Source organism: Actinotignum sp. usb-actsch-213 (genome assembly GCF_059085665.1).
Genome location: NZ_JBHNSQ010000031.1, coordinates 13736 through 31375, shown reverse-complemented (window position 1 = coordinate 31375; position 17640 = coordinate 13736). Strand labels below are relative to the sequence as shown.

At 62.4% G+C, this 17640-nt stretch carries 12 protein-coding genes; 5 read left to right on the top strand and 7 right to left on the bottom strand.

The window, feature by feature from the left end; translation table 11 throughout:
- Window positions 1-92: 92 nt before the first annotated feature.
- On the top strand, window positions 93-836 hold the full coding sequence (locus AC5RK6_RS03175; RefSeq protein ID WP_320757704.1) for a response regulator transcription factor: 744 nt from the start codon (window positions 93-95) through the stop codon (window positions 834-836).
- A 9-nt stretch (window positions 837-845) separates the two neighbouring features.
- The gene (locus AC5RK6_RS03170; protein WP_320757705.1) at window positions 846-2453 is read left to right on the top strand and encodes a sensor histidine kinase; all 1608 of its coding nucleotides are present in this window, start codon (window positions 846-848) and stop codon (window positions 2451-2453) included.
- Between the two features lie 5 nt (window positions 2454-2458).
- On the opposite strand, the gene AC5RK6_RS03165 is transcribed toward AC5RK6_RS03170, so the two are convergent.
- Together AC5RK6_RS03165 and AC5RK6_RS03160 are read right to left on the bottom strand one after the other, a co-directional pair.
- On the bottom strand, window positions 2459-3292 hold the full coding sequence (locus tag AC5RK6_RS03165) for a lysophospholipid acyltransferase family protein (RefSeq protein WP_320757706.1): 834 nt from the start codon (window positions 3290-3292) through the stop codon (window positions 2459-2461).
- Window positions 3289-4104 carry an SDR family NAD(P)-dependent oxidoreductase gene (locus tag AC5RK6_RS03160; protein WP_320757707.1) on the bottom strand — a complete coding sequence of 272 codons (816 nt, stop codon included), beginning with the start codon at window positions 4102-4104 and terminating at the stop codon, window positions 3289-3291. The genes AC5RK6_RS03165 and AC5RK6_RS03160 overlap by 4 nt, the downstream gene beginning before the upstream one ends.
- Before the next feature lie 201 nt (window positions 4105-4305).
- On the opposite strand from AC5RK6_RS03160, the gene AC5RK6_RS03155 reads away from it, so the two are divergent.
- Window positions 4306-5754 carry an HD domain-containing protein gene (locus tag AC5RK6_RS03155; protein WP_320757708.1) on the top strand — a complete coding sequence of 483 codons (1449 nt, stop codon included), beginning with the start codon at window positions 4306-4308 and terminating at the stop codon, window positions 5752-5754.
- A 197-nt stretch (window positions 5755-5951) separates the two neighbouring features.
- On the opposite strand, the gene groL is transcribed toward AC5RK6_RS03155, so the two are convergent.
- The 3 genes from groL to AC5RK6_RS03140 all read right to left on the bottom strand — a co-directional run bounded on the left by groL (window position 5952) and on the right by AC5RK6_RS03140 (window position 8874).
- Window positions 5952-7574, bottom strand: a complete 1623-nt coding sequence (gene groL / locus AC5RK6_RS03150; protein WP_016443292.1) for a chaperonin GroEL — start codon at window positions 7572-7574, stop codon at window positions 5952-5954.
- A gap of 321 nt (window positions 7575-7895) precedes the next feature.
- Window positions 7896-8522: a LytR C-terminal domain-containing protein gene (locus AC5RK6_RS03145; RefSeq protein ID WP_435730934.1), complete on the bottom strand. Its 627-nt coding sequence runs from the start codon at window positions 8520-8522 to the stop codon at window positions 7896-7898.
- A 4-nt stretch (window positions 8523-8526) separates the two neighbouring features.
- Window positions 8527-8874, bottom strand: coding sequence for a DUF3263 domain-containing protein (locus AC5RK6_RS03140; protein WP_435730933.1), 348 nt, complete (start codon window positions 8872-8874; stop codon window positions 8527-8529).
- Between the two features lies 1 nt (window position 8875).
- Here AC5RK6_RS03140 and AC5RK6_RS03135 point away from each other — a divergent pair, with 1 nt between their 5' ends.
- Complete coding sequence (locus tag AC5RK6_RS03135; protein ID WP_435730932.1) at window positions 8876-9544, top strand: uracil-DNA glycosylase; 669 nt, start codon at window positions 8876-8878, stop codon at window positions 9542-9544.
- A 134-nt stretch (window positions 9545-9678) separates the two neighbouring features.
- A complete protein-coding gene (locus AC5RK6_RS03130) occupies window positions 9679-11193 on the top strand; it encodes a hypothetical protein (RefSeq protein WP_435730931.1) in 1515 nt (504 codons plus the stop codon).
- Between the two features lie 68 nt (window positions 11194-11261).
- Here the strand turns inward: AC5RK6_RS03130 and AC5RK6_RS03125 are convergent, their stop codons facing one another.
- Entirely contained in the window at window positions 11262-13427 is a 2166-nt protein-coding gene (locus tag AC5RK6_RS03125; RefSeq protein WP_435730930.1) for a serine/threonine-protein kinase, read from the bottom strand.
- Window positions 13424-17629 (bottom strand): type VII secretion EssC family protein, encoded by a 4206-nt coding sequence (locus AC5RK6_RS03120; protein WP_435730929.1) that lies wholly within the window; start codon window positions 17627-17629, stop codon window positions 13424-13426. The genes AC5RK6_RS03125 and AC5RK6_RS03120 overlap by 4 nt, the downstream gene beginning before the upstream one ends.
- Between the last annotated feature and the right edge of the window lie 11 nt (window positions 17630-17640).

Below are 17640 nucleotides of genomic sequence, written 5' to 3'. Positions count from 1 at the left end.
GCGTCGTTCCACTTCTATCGCTCCCACGGCTTTGCTTTCGCTTCCCGCAAACTTTCAGGAAGCTTCCAGATACCTCGGGTTTCCTTAACATCATGACGCCTACCGAGCACACTCCCGAAGCGGCCATCCTCGTTGTTGATGATGAGCCCTCGATTCGCGAACTTCTTTCCGTTTCTCTCCGGTTCGCCGGATTCGATGTGTACACCGCCGCCGATGGCGCGGAAGCCCTCGCCCACCAGCAAAATCAGCACCTGGATCTGGCCGTCCTCGACATTATGATGCCGGGCATGGACGGCTTTGAGGTGCTGCGCCGGCTGCGCGAACGCGATCACGATCTGCCGGTGCTGTTCCTCACCGCCCGCGATGATGTGAAGGACAAAGTCCAAGGCCTGACCGTCGGCGGGGATGACTACATCACCAAGCCTTTCTCCCTGGAGGAAGTAGTGGCGCGTATCCGCGCGGTGCTGCGGCGCACCAGCCCGGAAGAAACCGAATCGGCGGTGCTGCGCTACGCGGACTTGGAAATGAACGAAGATTCGTATGAGGTCACCCGCGCCGGCCGGCCGGTGGAGCTCTCCCCCACCGAATTCAAGCTACTGCGCTATCTCATTATTAATGCCGAACGAGTGGTTTCCAAATCACAGATCCTCGACCACGTCTGGGATTACAACTGGCAGGGTGAGATCTCCATCGTGGAATCCTATATTTCCTATTTGCGGCGCAAAATTGATTCCCCGGAAGCCCTGGGGATTACCGATCAGGAAGAGGCCCGCAATCTCATTCCTCTCATCCACACTCGCCGTGGCATCGGCTACGTTCTGCGTGCTTCCAAATAACATTCGGTTATGACCCAACGTCACGATCCGCTCCCGCCGGAAAGCTCGGGGGCTGCACCGGTGCCGAGCCGCCCGGCGCAGCCTGGCAAGCCGGCTGCCGATTCTCCCGGGCGCGCCCGCCGCAGCGGAGTTTTCCGGCGCGCGCTGCGGCCGGCCCGCACCCTAGCCGGCCGCCTCATTATCGCTTTTGTCATCCTGGTGGGAACCGCGGCAACCTTTTTGGGTTTCGCCTCGGTCACCCTCCTCAAGCAATACCTGGTCTCCACTATCGACCAGGATCTGACCACGAATGCGCGCTCGGTGGAGCGGATGTTCCTGCAGGATCTGCCCGGTGCCAGCCAGTCCTCCTCCCTCAACCTCTCCGATTTCTTCGTGCGGGTCAATTGGGCTATTGCCGGGCAGCGGGACGTGACCACCTACGAACTACCCAATCCGGGGGCCGTAGAAGAATTCGGCTACCCGCGCGATCTCGAGCATATTGCCAGACTGGGGTCCGAAGAACCCGTGACGGTTCCTTCCACCCTGTATGGCTCTGATTGGCGGGTGCTGGTTCACCCTATTAGCCCTTCCTCCACCGGCGGTCTCATTACCGGGAATATCATTATTGCCCAGCCACTCGGGCCGATCGAGTTTACTATTGCGCGCCTGCGCCTTATTTTTGTGCTCGCCGGGCTCGCAACCGTGCTGGCGGCCGGCCTGGCCGTTACCGGTCTTGTATCGCGTACCTTGCGGTCCCTGCGTGATATCGAGGCGGCCACGCATACCATCGCGGAAGGACATCTGGCCGAACGTGTTCCGCACGGTCAGGACGACGACGAAGTTGGGATGCTCGCTAATTCCATTAACGTTATGCTCGCTCAAATCGAGCATGCCTTCGCGGAAAAGGAACGTTCGGAAGCAAAAATGCGACGCTTCGTTTCGGACGCCTCTCACGAATTACGCACCCCGCTAGCAACCGTGCGTGGGTATTCCGAGCTATATCGCCTGGGCGGAGTTCCCCCCGAGCGTGTCCCTGAGGCGATGGAGCGAGTGGAATCGGAAGCCAACCGGATGGCCGGGCTCGTGGAGGATTTGCTCCAGCTGGCCCGCCTGGACGAAAACCGCCCCCTTAACCTTGACTGTGTCAATCTTGCCAAGCTGGCAGATAACGCCATCCTCGATTTCCGGGTGCGCGCCCCGCAACGCACCGCCACGGTGGTTGCTTTGGATGGGAGCACCCCAGCGCCCGATACGGTGGAAGTCCACGGGGATGCGGATCGCATCACCCAGGTGATCGCAAATCTGCTTTCTAATGTGCTCGCACACGCCCCGGAAGCCAGCCCGGTAGAAGTGGCAGTGGGCATCGCGGAAGGCCACCCCACTATTGAGGTGCGTGATCACGGCCCCGGTATCTCCGAAGCCGATTCCCAGCGAATTTTCGAGCGTTTCTACCGCCCGGACTATTCACGTTCGCGCGAATCAGGGGGCTCCGGCCTAGGTCTTGCCATTGTTGCCGCTATTATGGCCGCACACCACGGTACCGCCCGGGCGCTAACCACCCCCGGTGGCGGGCTCACCGTGCAGCTCACCTTCCCCGCCCCGACCGAGCCGTGTCAGAATCCGGCAACGCCCGGCTAAGCGAGCTACTCAGTTTCCGGAAACTCGCCCGTCTCGCCAGCATCGGGCGTCTCGCCAGCATCGGGCGCCTCGGCAGCATCGGGTATCTCGCCGGTCTCGGGCAAATCGAAAGGACTGGCACCTTCCGGGGTGAGCGGGTGCGCACTTTTCTGCTCGAGCATCATCTCAATGGCGGTGAAGACCCGGCCCATAAAATCAGCCGGGTCTTCCTCCGCGAGGCCATACATAGGCCTGCCGATAAACAAAAAGACCTCGCCGCGGAATTTGGGGAGCACCGCACCCACCGGCATAACTTCATGCCCACCGGACATGGCGATGGGAACAATAGGAACATTGAAACGCTGGGCGAGGGCCGCGGCACCCGCCTTCGGGGTACCGAGTTCCCCGGTGCGTGATCGCGTGCCTTCCGGGAAAATCAGAATCGGAACTCCCGCGGCCAGTAGACGGCCCGTCATCCCTTTGGCGCGGCCGGGCTGGTATTCCGAACCAGCCTTCCCGGTGGGTTTTTTACCGCGCTCAATGGGATAAGTATTAAAGAACAACGAGGTGAGATTGGAGATGCCGCGGCGGCGATAAAAATAATCCGCGGCCGCCCCGGTCGCTAACCGCTCAGTGAGTTTATCGGGAAGCAGCGAGAAAACCATGGGAGCATCCAGGTGCGAGGAATGATTAGGCACCAGGATAAACGCGCCGTCCAGGTTTTCGATATTTTCCTCTCCCAGCACGGTGGGTCGGAGAATCGTGGACATGACCGGTTTCGTGAGGGCGCGGCGCACCCGATGCCGGCGGCGGGCTTTGGACTCATCCAAATACGGATCGATCGGTTCGAGCTCACTCACCCGCGGTCCGCCTTTCGCCCACTGCCATTAATTTTCCTTGCCACCCAGTTTACCGCGCAGCGCGGGCCCTTTTCCGCGAGGAAACCAATAATCTTGTAGCGCACCGTGGGGGTACAGCGGACTTTTCCGCGCGCGGCCGCCGCGAGCGCGGCCCGCGCCACCGTATCGGGTTCCAGCCAGAGCGCATCGGGAACCCCGGAGCGTTTCCCGCCGGAGTTGCGGTGGAAATCCGAGCGTACCCATCCGGGCAGTACCGCGGTCACCGTCACCCCGCTGCCGTGCAGTTCCACAGCCAGCGATTCGGACCATACCCGCACAAAGGATTTGAGGGCCGCGTAGGCGCCCATGGGAACAAAGCTCTGCACCGAGGCAATATTTATGAGGGTGCCCTTCCCTCGCGCAGCCATCGCCGCCGTGGCCGCCGCACCGATCCGTACTGGCGCTCCCGCCATGAGGGCCGCCGCGGCCTCAATCCGGTCCATATCCCCGTTCACGAGACTCTCGTAGAGACCGGCCCCGGCATTATTCACGACCACATCAACAGCATGGTCATCTAGGTAGCTGCACAGGCGTGCGACGTCGTTCCCCACACCTAGATCGCAACACATCGTTTCGCATTCCACGCCACCGGCCCGGAATTGTTCGGCAACGGCATTCAGGCGTTCCTTCCCACGCGCCACCAGAACCAGCGCGTACCCGCGGGCAGCGAGCTGGCGGGCGAAAGCGAGCCCAATACCGGAACTTCCCCCGGTCACCAGTGCCCGAGGCCGCTGCCCGGCGGGCGATGCGGAGAAGGCTGCGTCAGATATCACGTCTCTACGTTAGTGCACCGGCCGCGCCCGTGCACCTCGCCGACCCGGTTATCGCGTTCAGCTGGGCGAAAAGTGGCGGGCCCGGGGCGCTGCCAGCGGGCGCTCCGAGGGCCGAGCCGCACTCTCCCTCGGCGGTCCTAGCGTGCGAGAAGGCCCAAAGTGTCCCCACCCGGGCCGGGGCATGATTAGAATCAGTTGCGTTTGAGTGCGGAGGGCGACGTGCGTCGTCGTCCCCTGGCGAAAAGTTCGCCGCGGGTGCGCACCACGGTGGGAGGAAATATGTCCGTTCCTTCGTGGCTGCCGGTTTCTTTCGAGAAGGCAGTGACGGGGCTGGGGGCGACCGCGTCCAGCGCGGAGATTCAGGAGACGTGCGCTGCTGTTCTCAGGCGCTGGTCGGAACCTGATCGCATCTTCCACGATATTCACCACCTCACGGCCATGCTTGCCAATGTGGAAAAGCTCATTAACGAAACGCATCACCCGGATACCGTGCGGCTTGCTGCCTGGTACCACGGGGTGGTTTTTTCGACGTCGCGCTACCGTGTTTACACGAAACGCGGGGGTGAAGATGAGTTGCTTTCTGCGCGCACTGCCGAAAATGAACTGACGCAGCTCGGCATCGTTCCCGAAACCGCGCGCCGGGTGGCCGAATTGATTTGGGGTATGAAGGCGCCGGCGCTCACCGCGATGCCGGTTATGGGGCGCGCCCCGGCCACCAGCCTGGGGACCGCCGAGCAAGATATTGACATTATGGTGCTGCGTGATGCACACCTGGCAATTTTGGCCTCCTCCCCGCAGAGTTACCGGCGCTATACTCAGGCGATTCGCGAGGAATACCCACATATTCCCGATGAGAGTTTCTGGCGCGGGCGCGAAAAAATCGTAGCGAAGCTGCTGGAGCGCAAGCATTTGTTTTATACGCCCGAGGGCCAAAAATGGGAGGATGCGGCGCGTCAGAATTTGCAGGCGGAGGCCGCGAAGCTGCGCAAGCGCCTGGCTGAGCCGGAACCGGGTGCGGACGTGGCGCGAATGGCGGACGGTGCGAACGCTGCGGAGGCTCCACGCCCGGCAGGTACCGTTCGCCCCACGGATGCGGCGCGAACGGCAGATGTTACGCGCCCGGGGGATACCGATTTAGGTACGACGACGCTGCCACCCCTCACTGCGCCAGCCGCGCCCGTAACGCCGGCCGGAACAGATGCCTACCGCGATGCCCGTACCGAAACCTCCACTTTGGAGGCGGTGGAAGCTCGTATTCCGGAGGAGGATTCCGGCGAGGTGACGCGGGTGCTCCCGGTCGGGCCGGATACCGCAGCGAGTGAGCCGCAGCTGAGCGCCGAACAGATCCGTAAACGCCAACGCGAGGAAGTTTCCCAGGCCATGCTCAATAAGATTAATGAGCGGCGGCGTGCGGCGGAAAAGGAACGCGATGAAGCCATTGCGCTGGCGGAGAATATTGATTCCCCGCTCGCGGATCGCGCCCAGGCAGAGGTGTGGAAAGAAAAGGAACGCGAGGGTACGCCCCGGCGTAACCCACGCTATACGGAGACCATCCCGCCACTGATCGAAGATGACCCGGAAGGCGATATTGTGGCCCGGCCCGCCGCCCCCTCCCCCACGCACGGGATCGAGCGCGAACCGGATATGTAAACACGGCCGGGCACTCACGTGCGGCCGGATCGGTAGAGCGCGGCCGAACCTGCGAACTGCGGGCCGGGTCTGTTAGTGCTTCCAGATATACCAAGGGTGGCGCGCCCTCCTTTCGGAAAGCGCGCCACCCGAAAACTACCAGATCACGCTGGCAGCACTATTACTTCTTGGCGTCAGCTGTACCTGAACCTAGCGGTTTAGTACATGCCACCCATGCCGCCGTCACCCTGCGCGGCCGGAGCCGGCGGTTCGGGCTTGTCAGCCACCACAGCTTCGGTGGTAAGGAAGAGACCGGCAATGGAAGCCGCGTTCTGCAACGCCGAGCGGGTCACCTTGACCGGATCCATCACGCCCGCCTCCATGAGGTTGACGTATTCGCCGGTGGCCGCGTTGAGGCCCTCGCCCTTGGGAAGGTTGCGCACCTTCTCGGCCACCACGCCGCCCTCGAGGCCGGCATTGCTGGCGATCTGCTTGAGCGGAGCTTCGATAGCGTAGCGCACGATGGCCGCGCCGGTCGCTTCGTCACCCTCGAGCTTGAGGTCGGCGAAAGCTTCCTTACCGGCCTGGATAAGAGCCACGCCACCACCGGCGACGGTGCCTTCTTCCACGGCCGCCTTGGCGTTGCGCACGGCGTCCTCGATGCGGTGCTTGCGTTCCTTGAGTTCTACCTCGGTAGCCGCACCGGCCTTGATAATCGCTACGCCACCGGCAAGCTTGGCCAGGCGCTCCTGGAGCTTCTCGGTGTCGTATTCGGAGGTGGAGTTCTCGATCTGGGTGCGGATCTGGGAAACGCGCCCGTCGATCTGCTCCTGGTCGCCAGCGCCGTCCACGATGGTGGTGTTTTCCTTGGTAACAACCACCTTGCGGGCACGGCCGAGGAGCGTGAGATCGGTGTTCTCCAGCTTGAGACCAACGGACTCGGAAATGACCTGGCCGCCGGTGAGGATGGCCATATCCTGGAGCATTTCCTTGCGGCGATCACCGAAGCCCGGGGCCTTGACGGCCACGGAGCGGAAAGTGCCGCGGATCTTGTTGACCACGAGGGTGGCCAGCGCTTCGGATTCCACATCCTCAGCGATGATGAGGAGCGGGCGATCTGCCTGCATAACCTTTTCGAGAACCGGGAGGAGTTCCTTCTGGTTGGAGATCTTCGAATCCACGAAGAGGATGAAGGGATCTTCCAGAACGGCTTCCTGGCGCTCGGCGTCGGTCACGAAGTAGGGGGAGAGGTAGCCCTTGTCGAAGGACATACCTTCGGTGAGCTCAAGCTCCAGCTCCAAGCCGGAGGACTCTTCCACGGTGATGACGCCTTCCTTGCCGGCCTTATCCATGGCTTCGGCGATGACCTCACCAATTTCCTGGTCACCAGCCGAAATGGCGGCGGTGGAGGCGATCTCTTCGCGGGTATCAACTTCCTTCGCGTCCGCGAGGAGGCGTTCGGTCACGGCCTTGACCGCGGTATCGATGCCCTTCTTCAGCGCGATGGGGTTGGCGCCGGCGGCCACATTGCGCAGGCCTTCCTGCACGAGGGCCTGAGCGAGAACAGTTGCGGTGGTAGTGCCGTCACCGGCGATATCGTCAGTCTTCTTGGCGACTTCCTTGACGAGCTCAGCACCGATGCGCTCGTAGGGATCTTCCAGCTCAATTTCCTTGGCGATGGACACGCCGTCATTCGTGATGGTGGGGGCGCCCCACTTCTTATCGAGAACGACGTTACGGCCCTTGGGTCCCAGCGTCACCTTGACGGTGTCCGCGAGGAGATTGAGGCCGCGCTCCATGGAGCGGCGTGCTTCCTCATCAAAAGCAATGGTCTTTGCCATGCGATATTCCTCCAGAATCACTGTGGCCGGTGCCCGCGACGGACGACTTCCCGCGCGAAGCCTTTCTTCGCTCACGGTCAGCCTCACCAACCAGGTGGACTTATCACTCACATACTCGGAGTGCTAACAGAGATTCTGGCACTCTCTAGGCGTGAGTGCAAGCTGTGGTTCAGGTACGACGACGCAGCAGCCACCCGCCAGAAAAACGCGATATGCCCGCAATTCCGCGCACCTAGCTCCGGATGAGCGTCCCGAAAACTTGAGTGGGAAGCGCTCAAGTTTTAGCGGCTGGCGAAGCCGGGAATCTTGACGTGCGGTTCTTTAGCCGCGGGTATCTCCCGCCAGCACGACGACGATGCTATCTCCGCTCGCGCTGGCGTTTTCAACGAAATCGGTGATTCCCAATTCGGCACCGATGGCTTCCACAGTGGGTAGATCAGCGGCCGCCGGATAGAAAATCTGGGAGTGCGCCGGCGCCGCGTGCTGGTAGTTACCGATCGAGGTGGTAGTGAAGCCAGCTTCGGTGAGTTGGCGCTGGTGGGCGGCGGCATACCCGGAAATTCCGGAGGCGTTGAGGATGAGGGTGGAACGGTTGTGATCCACCGCAGCGGCCGGAGTCGGGGAAGCTGATGGTGAAGCTTCTTCCGCGGGCGCCGGTGCCTCCGAAGCGGGAGCAGGGCTGCCTTCCGCGCCCGATCCTTCAGTGCCCGCTTCGGGCGCTGGCGTTGCGGACTGGGCCGGTGCACTCACGCTCGGTTTCTGGGAGGGTGGCGCTACTGAAATCTGGTTCATTTTGACAATGCCGTACCCGAGAGCCGGGGCAAGAATGAGGATAGCGATAAGCGCGATCCACCACCTCACCGAGGATTCGCGCTTACGGTGCGCCCCGCGGGTTGTGCGCTGGCGCGCCGCGATATCAAATTCGTCTACTGGGTACTTTCCTGCCACACGGCTAGCCTAGCTGTTTTCCGCCGCGGCCGCCGCGTTCCTTATCGCGCAGATCCCGCAAACGGGTAATAGCCCGCACCACATCCGGATACTCCACTTCAGCACGCGGGTTATTGAGGATGCCGGACAGAATGAGGTAGTAGCGGGTGGGAGTCATGCCCAAGGCCCGAATTGCCTCAGTTTTCGTGCGGTACACGGCCCGCCAGCGCATCTCCGTGGTGAGGACGCGCAGCTCGTCGTCGTGCAAGGCAGGCCCGGCACCGCGCAGGAAATCCTCCCAGGCAGCTTCTCCGCTACCCTCGCTCGAAGGCGCGCCCGCAAAAGGAGGTTCCTCACTCCGGTACTCTGACACTATGCAGCCTCTTTCCGAAATCATCAGCCCCGATTGGGCGCGGGCTCTCGCCCCTGTTGAACCTATCATTCACGAGATGGGCACGTTCTTACGCGAAGAGAACGCGGCCGGGCGCGGCTATCTTCCCGCGGGCAAAAATGTGCTGCGAGCTTTTACCTATCCCCTGGATGCCGTCAAAGTTCTCATTGTGGGTCAGGACCCTTACCCCACCCCCGGTAATGCGGTGGGGCTCTCTTTTAGTGTGGCACCGAATGTGGCCCCGCCGCGCTCGCTCGTCAATATTTTTCGGGAATTGCACGACGACGTTGGAGCTCCGCTTCCCAGCAGCGGTGACCTCACGCCGTGGTGCGAGCAGGGTGTGATGCTGCTCAACAGAGTGCTGACCGTGACCCCCAATAACGCCAATTCCCATCGCGGGCGCGGCTGGGAGAAGGTCACCGATCACGCGATCCGCACTCTCGCGGCGCGCGGGAAACCGCTCGTAGCAATTTTGTGGGGCCGCAATGCTCAGGAGCTGCGCCCGCTGCTGGGAGACACCCCGGTCATCGCCAGTCCGCACCCCTCGCCACTTTCCGCTTCGCGCGGTTTCTTCGGCTCCAAGCCTTTCTCGCGGGCCAATGCACTTCTGGCCGAGCAGGGTGCCAGTCCGGTGGATTGGCGCCTGCCCTAGGAACCCGCACATTTTAATTTACTACGGCGTAGTATGAAACTAAGTGCGGGATTCCCACCCGCATATCACGCCTTTTCTCAATACGGTGTCATAGCTGAAGCCGCATTGAGAACATAATTTCCACGGGGGTACCCATGGCTAATCACGCATGTGCCTGGGGGCGTCTCGCCCTTGCCGCCGCGCTGGCCGGCGCCGGCATTTTCCTTCCCGCCACCGCGAAAGCGGGAGGCCCTGATCCGAGCCGCACCGTTATCGGAAACGTCGTGAATCCTACCGGTGGCGGGGTGAATTGCCGCGGCGGGGATACCTGCGTGGAGAAGGTGGGCGACGTCGCCCATGTGAGTTACACGCTTCAGGTAGCCCGTCTCCTGGGATCTTCTGATCATGTCCAGAGCGCGCAGGGCGTGGCTGTTTTCGTCCCGACGGTGCTGAAGAACGTCACATTGACGGTCACCAGTGTTCCAGACCATGCCGCTCTCGAGGCCCGCCTGACGCAACCTGATTTCGATTGGGAGAAGCGCTGGACGGTTCCCACCGTTCCCGTGAATCAGGAGTTGCCCATCTGGGAAGTACGCCGGGGTGAGGAAGGCGCGGTCATTGTCGATCCCGAGCTCAACCCCGGCCGGGATCCCGAAACTTTCCCCTGGTATCCCCATATCGGGCCGGATTTCGAGGATATGAATCTGGGTGTGTGGCATATGAAGGCCGATAGAGCCGTGTCCACAGATCCGCCGTCGTACCAGGCCTACGACGGCGTGGTCGGGAATATGGCTCTGTACGACGAATATTCTTTCGGACTGCGAGGCCCGGGCGTCTACACGCTCCGGGTGGAAGGTGACGTGGCGGTGCAATCGGAGGTGACCGTGCTTCCGGTGCGAGCCACAAATAAGCTGTGGAAATGTTCCCAGGAAGGTGGCGGTCCCGGATCGTATCTCGAGGGCTGCCAGAGCCTACAGGAATTTGAGTGGGGCCGCATGGGTGATCTACCCACATATTCGCTCAGTGACCCTGCGGTCAATGCGGCTGCGCGCGAACGGGTGACGGATGCCGGGTTGACCGGTTCGCCGCAGTGCGTCGCCACGAAGGAAAGCGGGCGCAGCGATCTTATCGGGACCGATATTGAGGGCGCGTTGGGTGCGGGCGATTGGTACGCCTACACCTATGCTCTCTACGCCAATCCCGCGGTCACGTATGACCTCAGCGGCATTGGGGAGGACGGTTGCGATCAAGCCGCCGCGGTGATCACGCTATGCGAGCAGCCGTCCCCGGAGCCTTCGCCGGAGCCGTCGTCTTCGCCGGAGCCGTCTACGCCACCCGATCCATCACCGGAACCCTCGACTTCCTCGGAGCCAGAACCATCTGCGTCCCCGGAACCGTCATCTTCGCCGGAACCGGAGCCTAGCGACCGGAGCGTTCCCAGCCCGACGCCGTCCACGCCCGCGCCGCCTACACCCACCGCGCCGGCTATTATCAGCACTCCCACGGTCCCGAGCACTCCGAGCGTTCCCAGCGCACCGCCTTCGGTAAGCACGCCGCGCCCAACCTCGTTGCAACGCACCGGAGCGAGCTCTGCTGCGGGCCTGGCACTCGCGGCGCTGCTGGGCGGAGCCGGATTAGCACTCGCGGTGGGGCGGCGTCTCCACGGCTAAAGCGGACCCGAAATCCGTCTGCCGCTACGGGCCCGCGCCCACCTCCCCTACGATGCCGCTTCGGATTGCTACGAGCCCGCGCCGGTAATGGCGATGGTGCCGGGAGTGGCATCGAAATTACCGACAACGGCACCGATTTCGCATTGAGCCGGGTAGAGCGCGGAAACCGCGTGGCCATCCGAACTGATAGTCACCGCCCCGGAACAGCGATCAGTGAAGCGCAGATTCCCGGTGTCCCCGCCGGTGAGGTCGGAGAGGATACTCGTCGGGGCACCGCTGGCGGGGCTGGTGTAGAGCGGCGTCGTCACGTTCTCACCATTGGGCCACACCCCGATAATGCTGATGGGAATCGGCTGCCCCTGCTGGATCCGCGGGGGTACCGTGACCTTGACGGAGCGTAGGCGCTGGAGCGGATAGGCGGTGGAGGTAGCTGTTTCGTCCCCGGCGGCTTTCGCGGTTGCCTCGCTGATCTCGGTGAGCCACCGCGAAAGTTCCTGTTCGTCTTCAGGAACGTGATACGAGCTCACCGTGGCGGTAATGGTCACCGGCTGGCCCACCGTAATGGTAGGAGCCTCCACGGTCCAGGCGCAGCGGGCCGTGAGCGAGGTCGTGGCATTGGAATGAGGTTTACCGGCGCGATCCCACACCACGTCGGCGCATTGCGGTGCCGCTGCCCCGCCCATGCCCGTCGCGTTCTGCTTGCCAGCCTGCTTCTTAGCGGTATCCCCACCTTCATCCTTGGGTTGCGGGGCGGGAATCACCTCCAGCATAGTGCCCGCAATCGGACTTTTCGCGGTTTTATAGGTGACGGTGTAGTCAATAACCTGGCGTTGCGGATTCCACTTCGCCTCGCGCACAATCGACAGCCCGGAGGGAAGCGGGTGATCCTCCAACCGCGCCTGGATCGGTTCGGTAGGAGTGGTATCGGCACTTTCCACCTGCGGCCACAGCATCCACACCACCCCGGCAATCGCCGCGAGGAGCGTCACGACACCCAGCGTCACGAGAATCCAGTGCTCGCGTATAAAACTCCCGGTTTTTTCCCGGAAGCTCGGCTCGCGTTCAACCACAGGCGCGGGTACATAGTTAAGGTCCAGTGCCGCGCCGGAACTAATAATGGTGGCCGACGGCGCAGCATCGAGCTCCCCTAAACTCTCACGGGAAAGGACGACGGCGGGGCGGGCTGGCGCCTCTTTCTCAGTATCATTAGCCGAACCGAGCGCCTCACGAGCAAGCGCGGCCGCACTGAAAGCACCGTCCAGCATGGTGGCTGGATAAAAGGCCGGTGCGGAGGTATTGATCTCCAGAGGGGCTTGGCCGGCAGTTGCTTCCAGGCAGACCGGCAATCTGCTGAGCACCTGCGCGGCATCCGGCCGGGTATCCGGGTTCTTCCCCACCAGCTCATCAAGAAGAGCTGCGGTATTTTCTTCCAGGCCGGCCAATGGAGCAATTTTCTCCGTGAGGTGGCGATGCGCAATAGTGAAAGGGTTGAGACCCTCCCCACCGAAGGGAGTGCGCCCGGTGAGCATCTCGTAGAGCATGATGCCCACCGCGTACATATCCACGCTCGGGGTGGCGCGCGCCTGCGCGATGAGTTCCGGAGCCATATAATCCGGGGTTCCCACGATGCTCGTAGTTTTCGAGCCGGTACCGATAATCGCGGCAATACCAAAGTCTGTTACTTTGACGTTGAAAAGGTTCTCCGCTTCGGCGCGCCCGCGTAGTTTTTTTCGGCCCGAAAGCAACGTGTTTTTGTCTGCTGTGGCGGCTCCTTCCGGCGCGCTCTCCACGGCTGGCGCGAGCGCGGTCAAAATAATATTGTCCGGTTTAATATCGCGATGGACGACGCCCTCCGCGTGTGCGCTCTGCAATGCTTCAACCACCTGACGGGTGAGATCCAGGGCGTCTTCGGGCGCTAAGGGGCCGTGCTCGGCAAGGTATTCGCGCAGGTTGGGGCCGGGCGCGTACTCCATAACGATGCCGAGTTTGCCGCCGTCGGCCACCAGGTCATGCACCCCAACGATATGGGGGTGGCTGAGCTGGGTGAGGACGGAGCGTTCGGTAATGAAGCGCCGCAGAATCTCCGGGTCACCCACGTATTCGTCGCGCAGGAATTTAATAGCAACGCGAGTGCCGTCATCCTTGCGCTCCCCCTCGTACACCACTCCGGAGGCACCGCGACCGATGGGGGCGAGGGCACGGTAGGAAGCTCCGAAATCAAATGCGGTACTCATGCGTCATCCCGCACGGTCACTGCTTGGATGAGGGTTGCGGTGCCGCCTTCGCAGGCGTAGCCGCGCCCGGCAGTCATTTTGACCGGGGAGCGCCGCGGGAGGCGCACGCCCAGGAGGTCGCCATCGTAATCGCGGTTCGGGTGGAGCAGAATCCCTAATCGCGATTTACGCAAGGTAGCCGTCCATTTGCCGTAGGCGGAACGCAGGTCATCATTACGGCCGGCCGCGATAATGAGGAACTGCTGGTTGGTGGTGGCGAGGAGATCCTTGAGGGCATCTTCCCCTTCTGTGATCTGGTGCGCGTCGTCGATCACAAGAATAGTGGGCGTGGTGCCCAGACCGGCTTCCGCCACCGCGGAGGGAACATCCTCGTGATCATAAACATTATCGAGGACATCGCTACCGTGCAGCGGGGAGCGGCGCGAAGCCAGGCCGATGATTCGCAAGGGGCTACCGACGGCCCGGGCATCGCCGGCCATCTTCGTGGCGATACCCAGGAGTACCGAGCTTTTCCCGCTGCGCGCCGGGCCGGAAATGAGCATATGTTCCCCGGCGTAGGCTTCCAGGCAGTAGTCGTGCAGGGTGGCTTCTTCCACTCCGACCGGGATAATCCAGGGCTCCCCCGTTAGCTGCGCGGTGGTGCTCAGATCGGATACCCGCAGGTCATCGCTCAGGCGCGCCACCACGGTGGTTTTCTCCACCGGCTGCCAGCGCGCTGTCACCGTGGCAATAGCCCGGTCCAGCGGGGTGGGAATGGTGGCCACATGCCCGTGGAGTTTCGTGATCGCATCCACGTAACGGCCCGGAACCTGGGCGGGAATATTATCGCGTGAGACTCCCACCAGGGAGTAGTCATACGAGTCGGCCAAGCGGTAGAGCCATTTCTGGGTGGTGACTTCATCCACCGCCGCAGGAATTGCCTTGAGACGCGAGGTGGCACCCACCATATGGATGCCCACGCCCGGCCCCTTGCCCCATACCTGGTAGAGCCCCTCGAGAAGTTCCACGCCTTCCGCATCATCGTATTCTTCACGCAGAGTGGCGAAAGAATCGATAAAAACGTAGACATCGGAATATTCGCCCGGGTCCGTGGTGCGCTTATCGTATTCGGTGCGCAGGTAGCGTAGCAGGCGCTGCTGGAGTTCACGATTGGCTTTGCCCGGCCCGGCATAACCAATGGAATGGGGCAGGTCGTGGAGGGGTTCCAGGCCGCGCCCGCCCAGGTCAAGGTACAGGAAATCCGTGGTGGCCGGGTCGGATGTTGCAGCGATCACGAGGGCGAGGGATTGCAGCGTCGTCGTTGTTCCCGAACCGGGGATGCCGGCGAGCATGAGATTACCTTCCGCGGGCCGCCAGCCGGCCGGAATTTGGCACTGGTGGCTGGGATCATCAGCGAGGGCCACGGCTACGGTATCCCCGCCCGCGCTCACGCGAATATTGGCCACGCCTTCGCGCGGGGTATCGGTATCGAGGAGCAGATCCACCCGTTCACCTAGCGGTTCGGGCCAGACGGGGCGCGGGGTACCGAAGCCCGCGGCGCGGTGGGCTTCTTGAATGGCGCGGATAAGAAGATCGACGTCGGATTCTTCATTCCCGGCGCGGGCCACGGTGTGATCGGGTAACGGCCCGCCCAACTCAATTTCGTCCACGTGAAGATCGGTGGATTGGGCTGCGTCGCTTATACCCGTCACGAGCGCGGTTTGTATGGGGTGAATATCTTCTTCCCCGAGTTTGATATAGGCACGCCCGCGCTGTTCGCGGCCGATACTGGAGGCGTGCGGCACCCCGATAACATTCGAGGAATCATCGCGCGATTGCACCCGCAAGGCCACCCGCATATTGGTATTCGCGAGGATATCATCATTGACAACGCCGGCCGGGCGCTGGGTAGCGAGCACCATATGCACACCGAGGGTACGCCCCACCGCGCCGATAGAGACCAGGGAGGAGAGCACGTCCGGGTACTCTTTCGCGAGCTGAGCGAATTCGTCGACGACGACGAGAATGCGCGGCATGGGCTCACTGGGGTTCGTCGCCAAGTAGTTATCGAGGTTGTCCACCCCTTCCCCCGCAGCCGCGAAGCACTGCTGGCGGTAGAGCATCTCAGCTTCCAGGGCACGCAAGGCGCGGTAGGCCAGGGAAGGCTCCAGGTTCGAGAGAGTTCCGATGGTATGCGGAAGCTGGTCGAGGGTGGCGAAAGCCGCCCCGCCCTTGAAATCAACCAGGATAAAAGTGAGGTGCTGAGGATCTACCCGGGCGGCAAGCCCGGCCACCATGGTGCGCAGCATCTCTGATTTACCCGAACCGGTGGTACCACCTACAAGGCCGTGCGGGCCATCCCGAACCATATCCAGCCAGTATGTCCCATCTTCGGATACACCCAGCGGGAAACGGAATCCCCTGTTGTTCTGCCACAGCTGGGTGATATCCGCGCTGGTCATATCGCGGGAAAGCCCGAGCAGCCCGAGAAGATGAACAAGGGGAGGAAGGGCCGCGCCGGCATCGCGCACTTCCGGATCGTCGAAAAGGGAGAGGGAACGCGCCCATTCTTCCAGGCGCGGCTCTGTGGATACCGCCCCGGCAATATGTTCGATGGTGACATCCTCGGAGGGGATACTCAAAGTCAGCTCCGCCCCGGGTTTCGCCTCGATAACACTATGGCAGGAAGCGGGGAGCTGTTCGGGGCGGGTGGCCAGCACGATACCGCTGACTTCTTTGGCTTTCTGGGAGACGGGCACATCTTCCCCGCGGTAAGCGAGGAGGTCACGTGCCGGGCAATCCCGGCCTTCCAGGAGTGCCACATCATCTATAACGAGGAAGAGGGAGGCGGAAGGCAAGCCGTTGAGGCCATCGCGTAGGCCGCGCAGCATGCTTTGTGCCGGGGTGCGTTCGAAAGCAAGATAGCGATTATTCGGGTTAGCGCCGCCCACGCGAGTATGGGGCAGCCAGGCGCACCAGCGCCAGTGTTCGGAGCGAGCCCGGTCCGTAGCAACCGCGATCGTCATATCGGCCGGCCCGGAGAGGGTGGCCAGCTGAGTCACCAGGGAACGCGCCAAGGCCACAGCCTCGTCACGCTCACCCCAGATACCTACCGGGCCCTTGGTGAAATCCACCCGGACCGGGGCGGCGGGGATGCGGGCCAGGTCGAGGACCTCGCGTACCCGCGGCTCAGGTTTAGTGCTGGCGTTGTCGAGGGGAACCTCGAAGGGAACCGGCCCGGTACCAATCTGGGCGCTGCCGAAATCGAAGTGGTCGGAACGCACCTGCCATAGGCGTGGCCCGCCACACCGGGCTTGTTCAGCCAGCTCGTGCTGGTAGGGTGTTTGGGCCCGCATCCGGGAACGTTCCACCAGGGCGGCTTTACCGATATCCACGGTAAAATCCTGGAGCGCCGCCACGAACTTTTCTTCTTCTTCGATTTTGCTTTTCTTGGAGCGGCGCTTCTGTTCAATAAAAGAACCGATAGCGATCACCGGGGAGAAAAGCGCGATGAGGGCGAAGCGGAAAGAACCGAGCACCGCCACGAGCACCACGGCCATGAAAATCGGAGCCAGAATCGCGGCCCAGGAGAGCCGGCCGGGTTTTTCCGGCATTTTCTTTTCCGGTACTTCGAGCTGTTTGGGGTGGGCGGGCAGAGCTCGGCGCGGGGGCCGGTTAAAAGCGACCGTGGACACGGCGGTGAGCACGCCGTGAGCGGCGTCGTCGTTCTGTTGCGAAGTATCCTCATCACGCTGGACCGCTTCGAGGTAGAAGGCCCCGATGCCGATCACGTCCCCGGGATGCAATTCGGTGGCGCCTTCCTCCCCTTTCAGGGCCGCGCCGTCCAGAATGGTGCCGTTCGAGGAGTTATCGTCACTGACCCACAGGCCGTCCTCGCGCACTTCCACGAGGCAGTGCGACCACGAAACCGTAGGGGAATCCAGGTGGATATCGGCTTGCGGGCTGCGGCCGATGCGCAGAGCGCGGCCCGCGGGAAGGGAGATATAGCGCCCGGTATCCGGTCCCGCCGTGATGATGAAGCCCCATTCCTCGGTGGGACGCTCCGGTTCGACTGCGGAAATGACGCTTCCCTCGTGCACCCCGGCGCGGGCCAGGGTGGTTGAGGGGGTGACCGCCACGCCGTCCACCCACACGGTGGCCCATTCGCGCCGGTCGAGGTCGGCGCCGTCGAGGATATCCCCAAGGCGCGTTTCTTCTGTCACGTTTGTCAGAG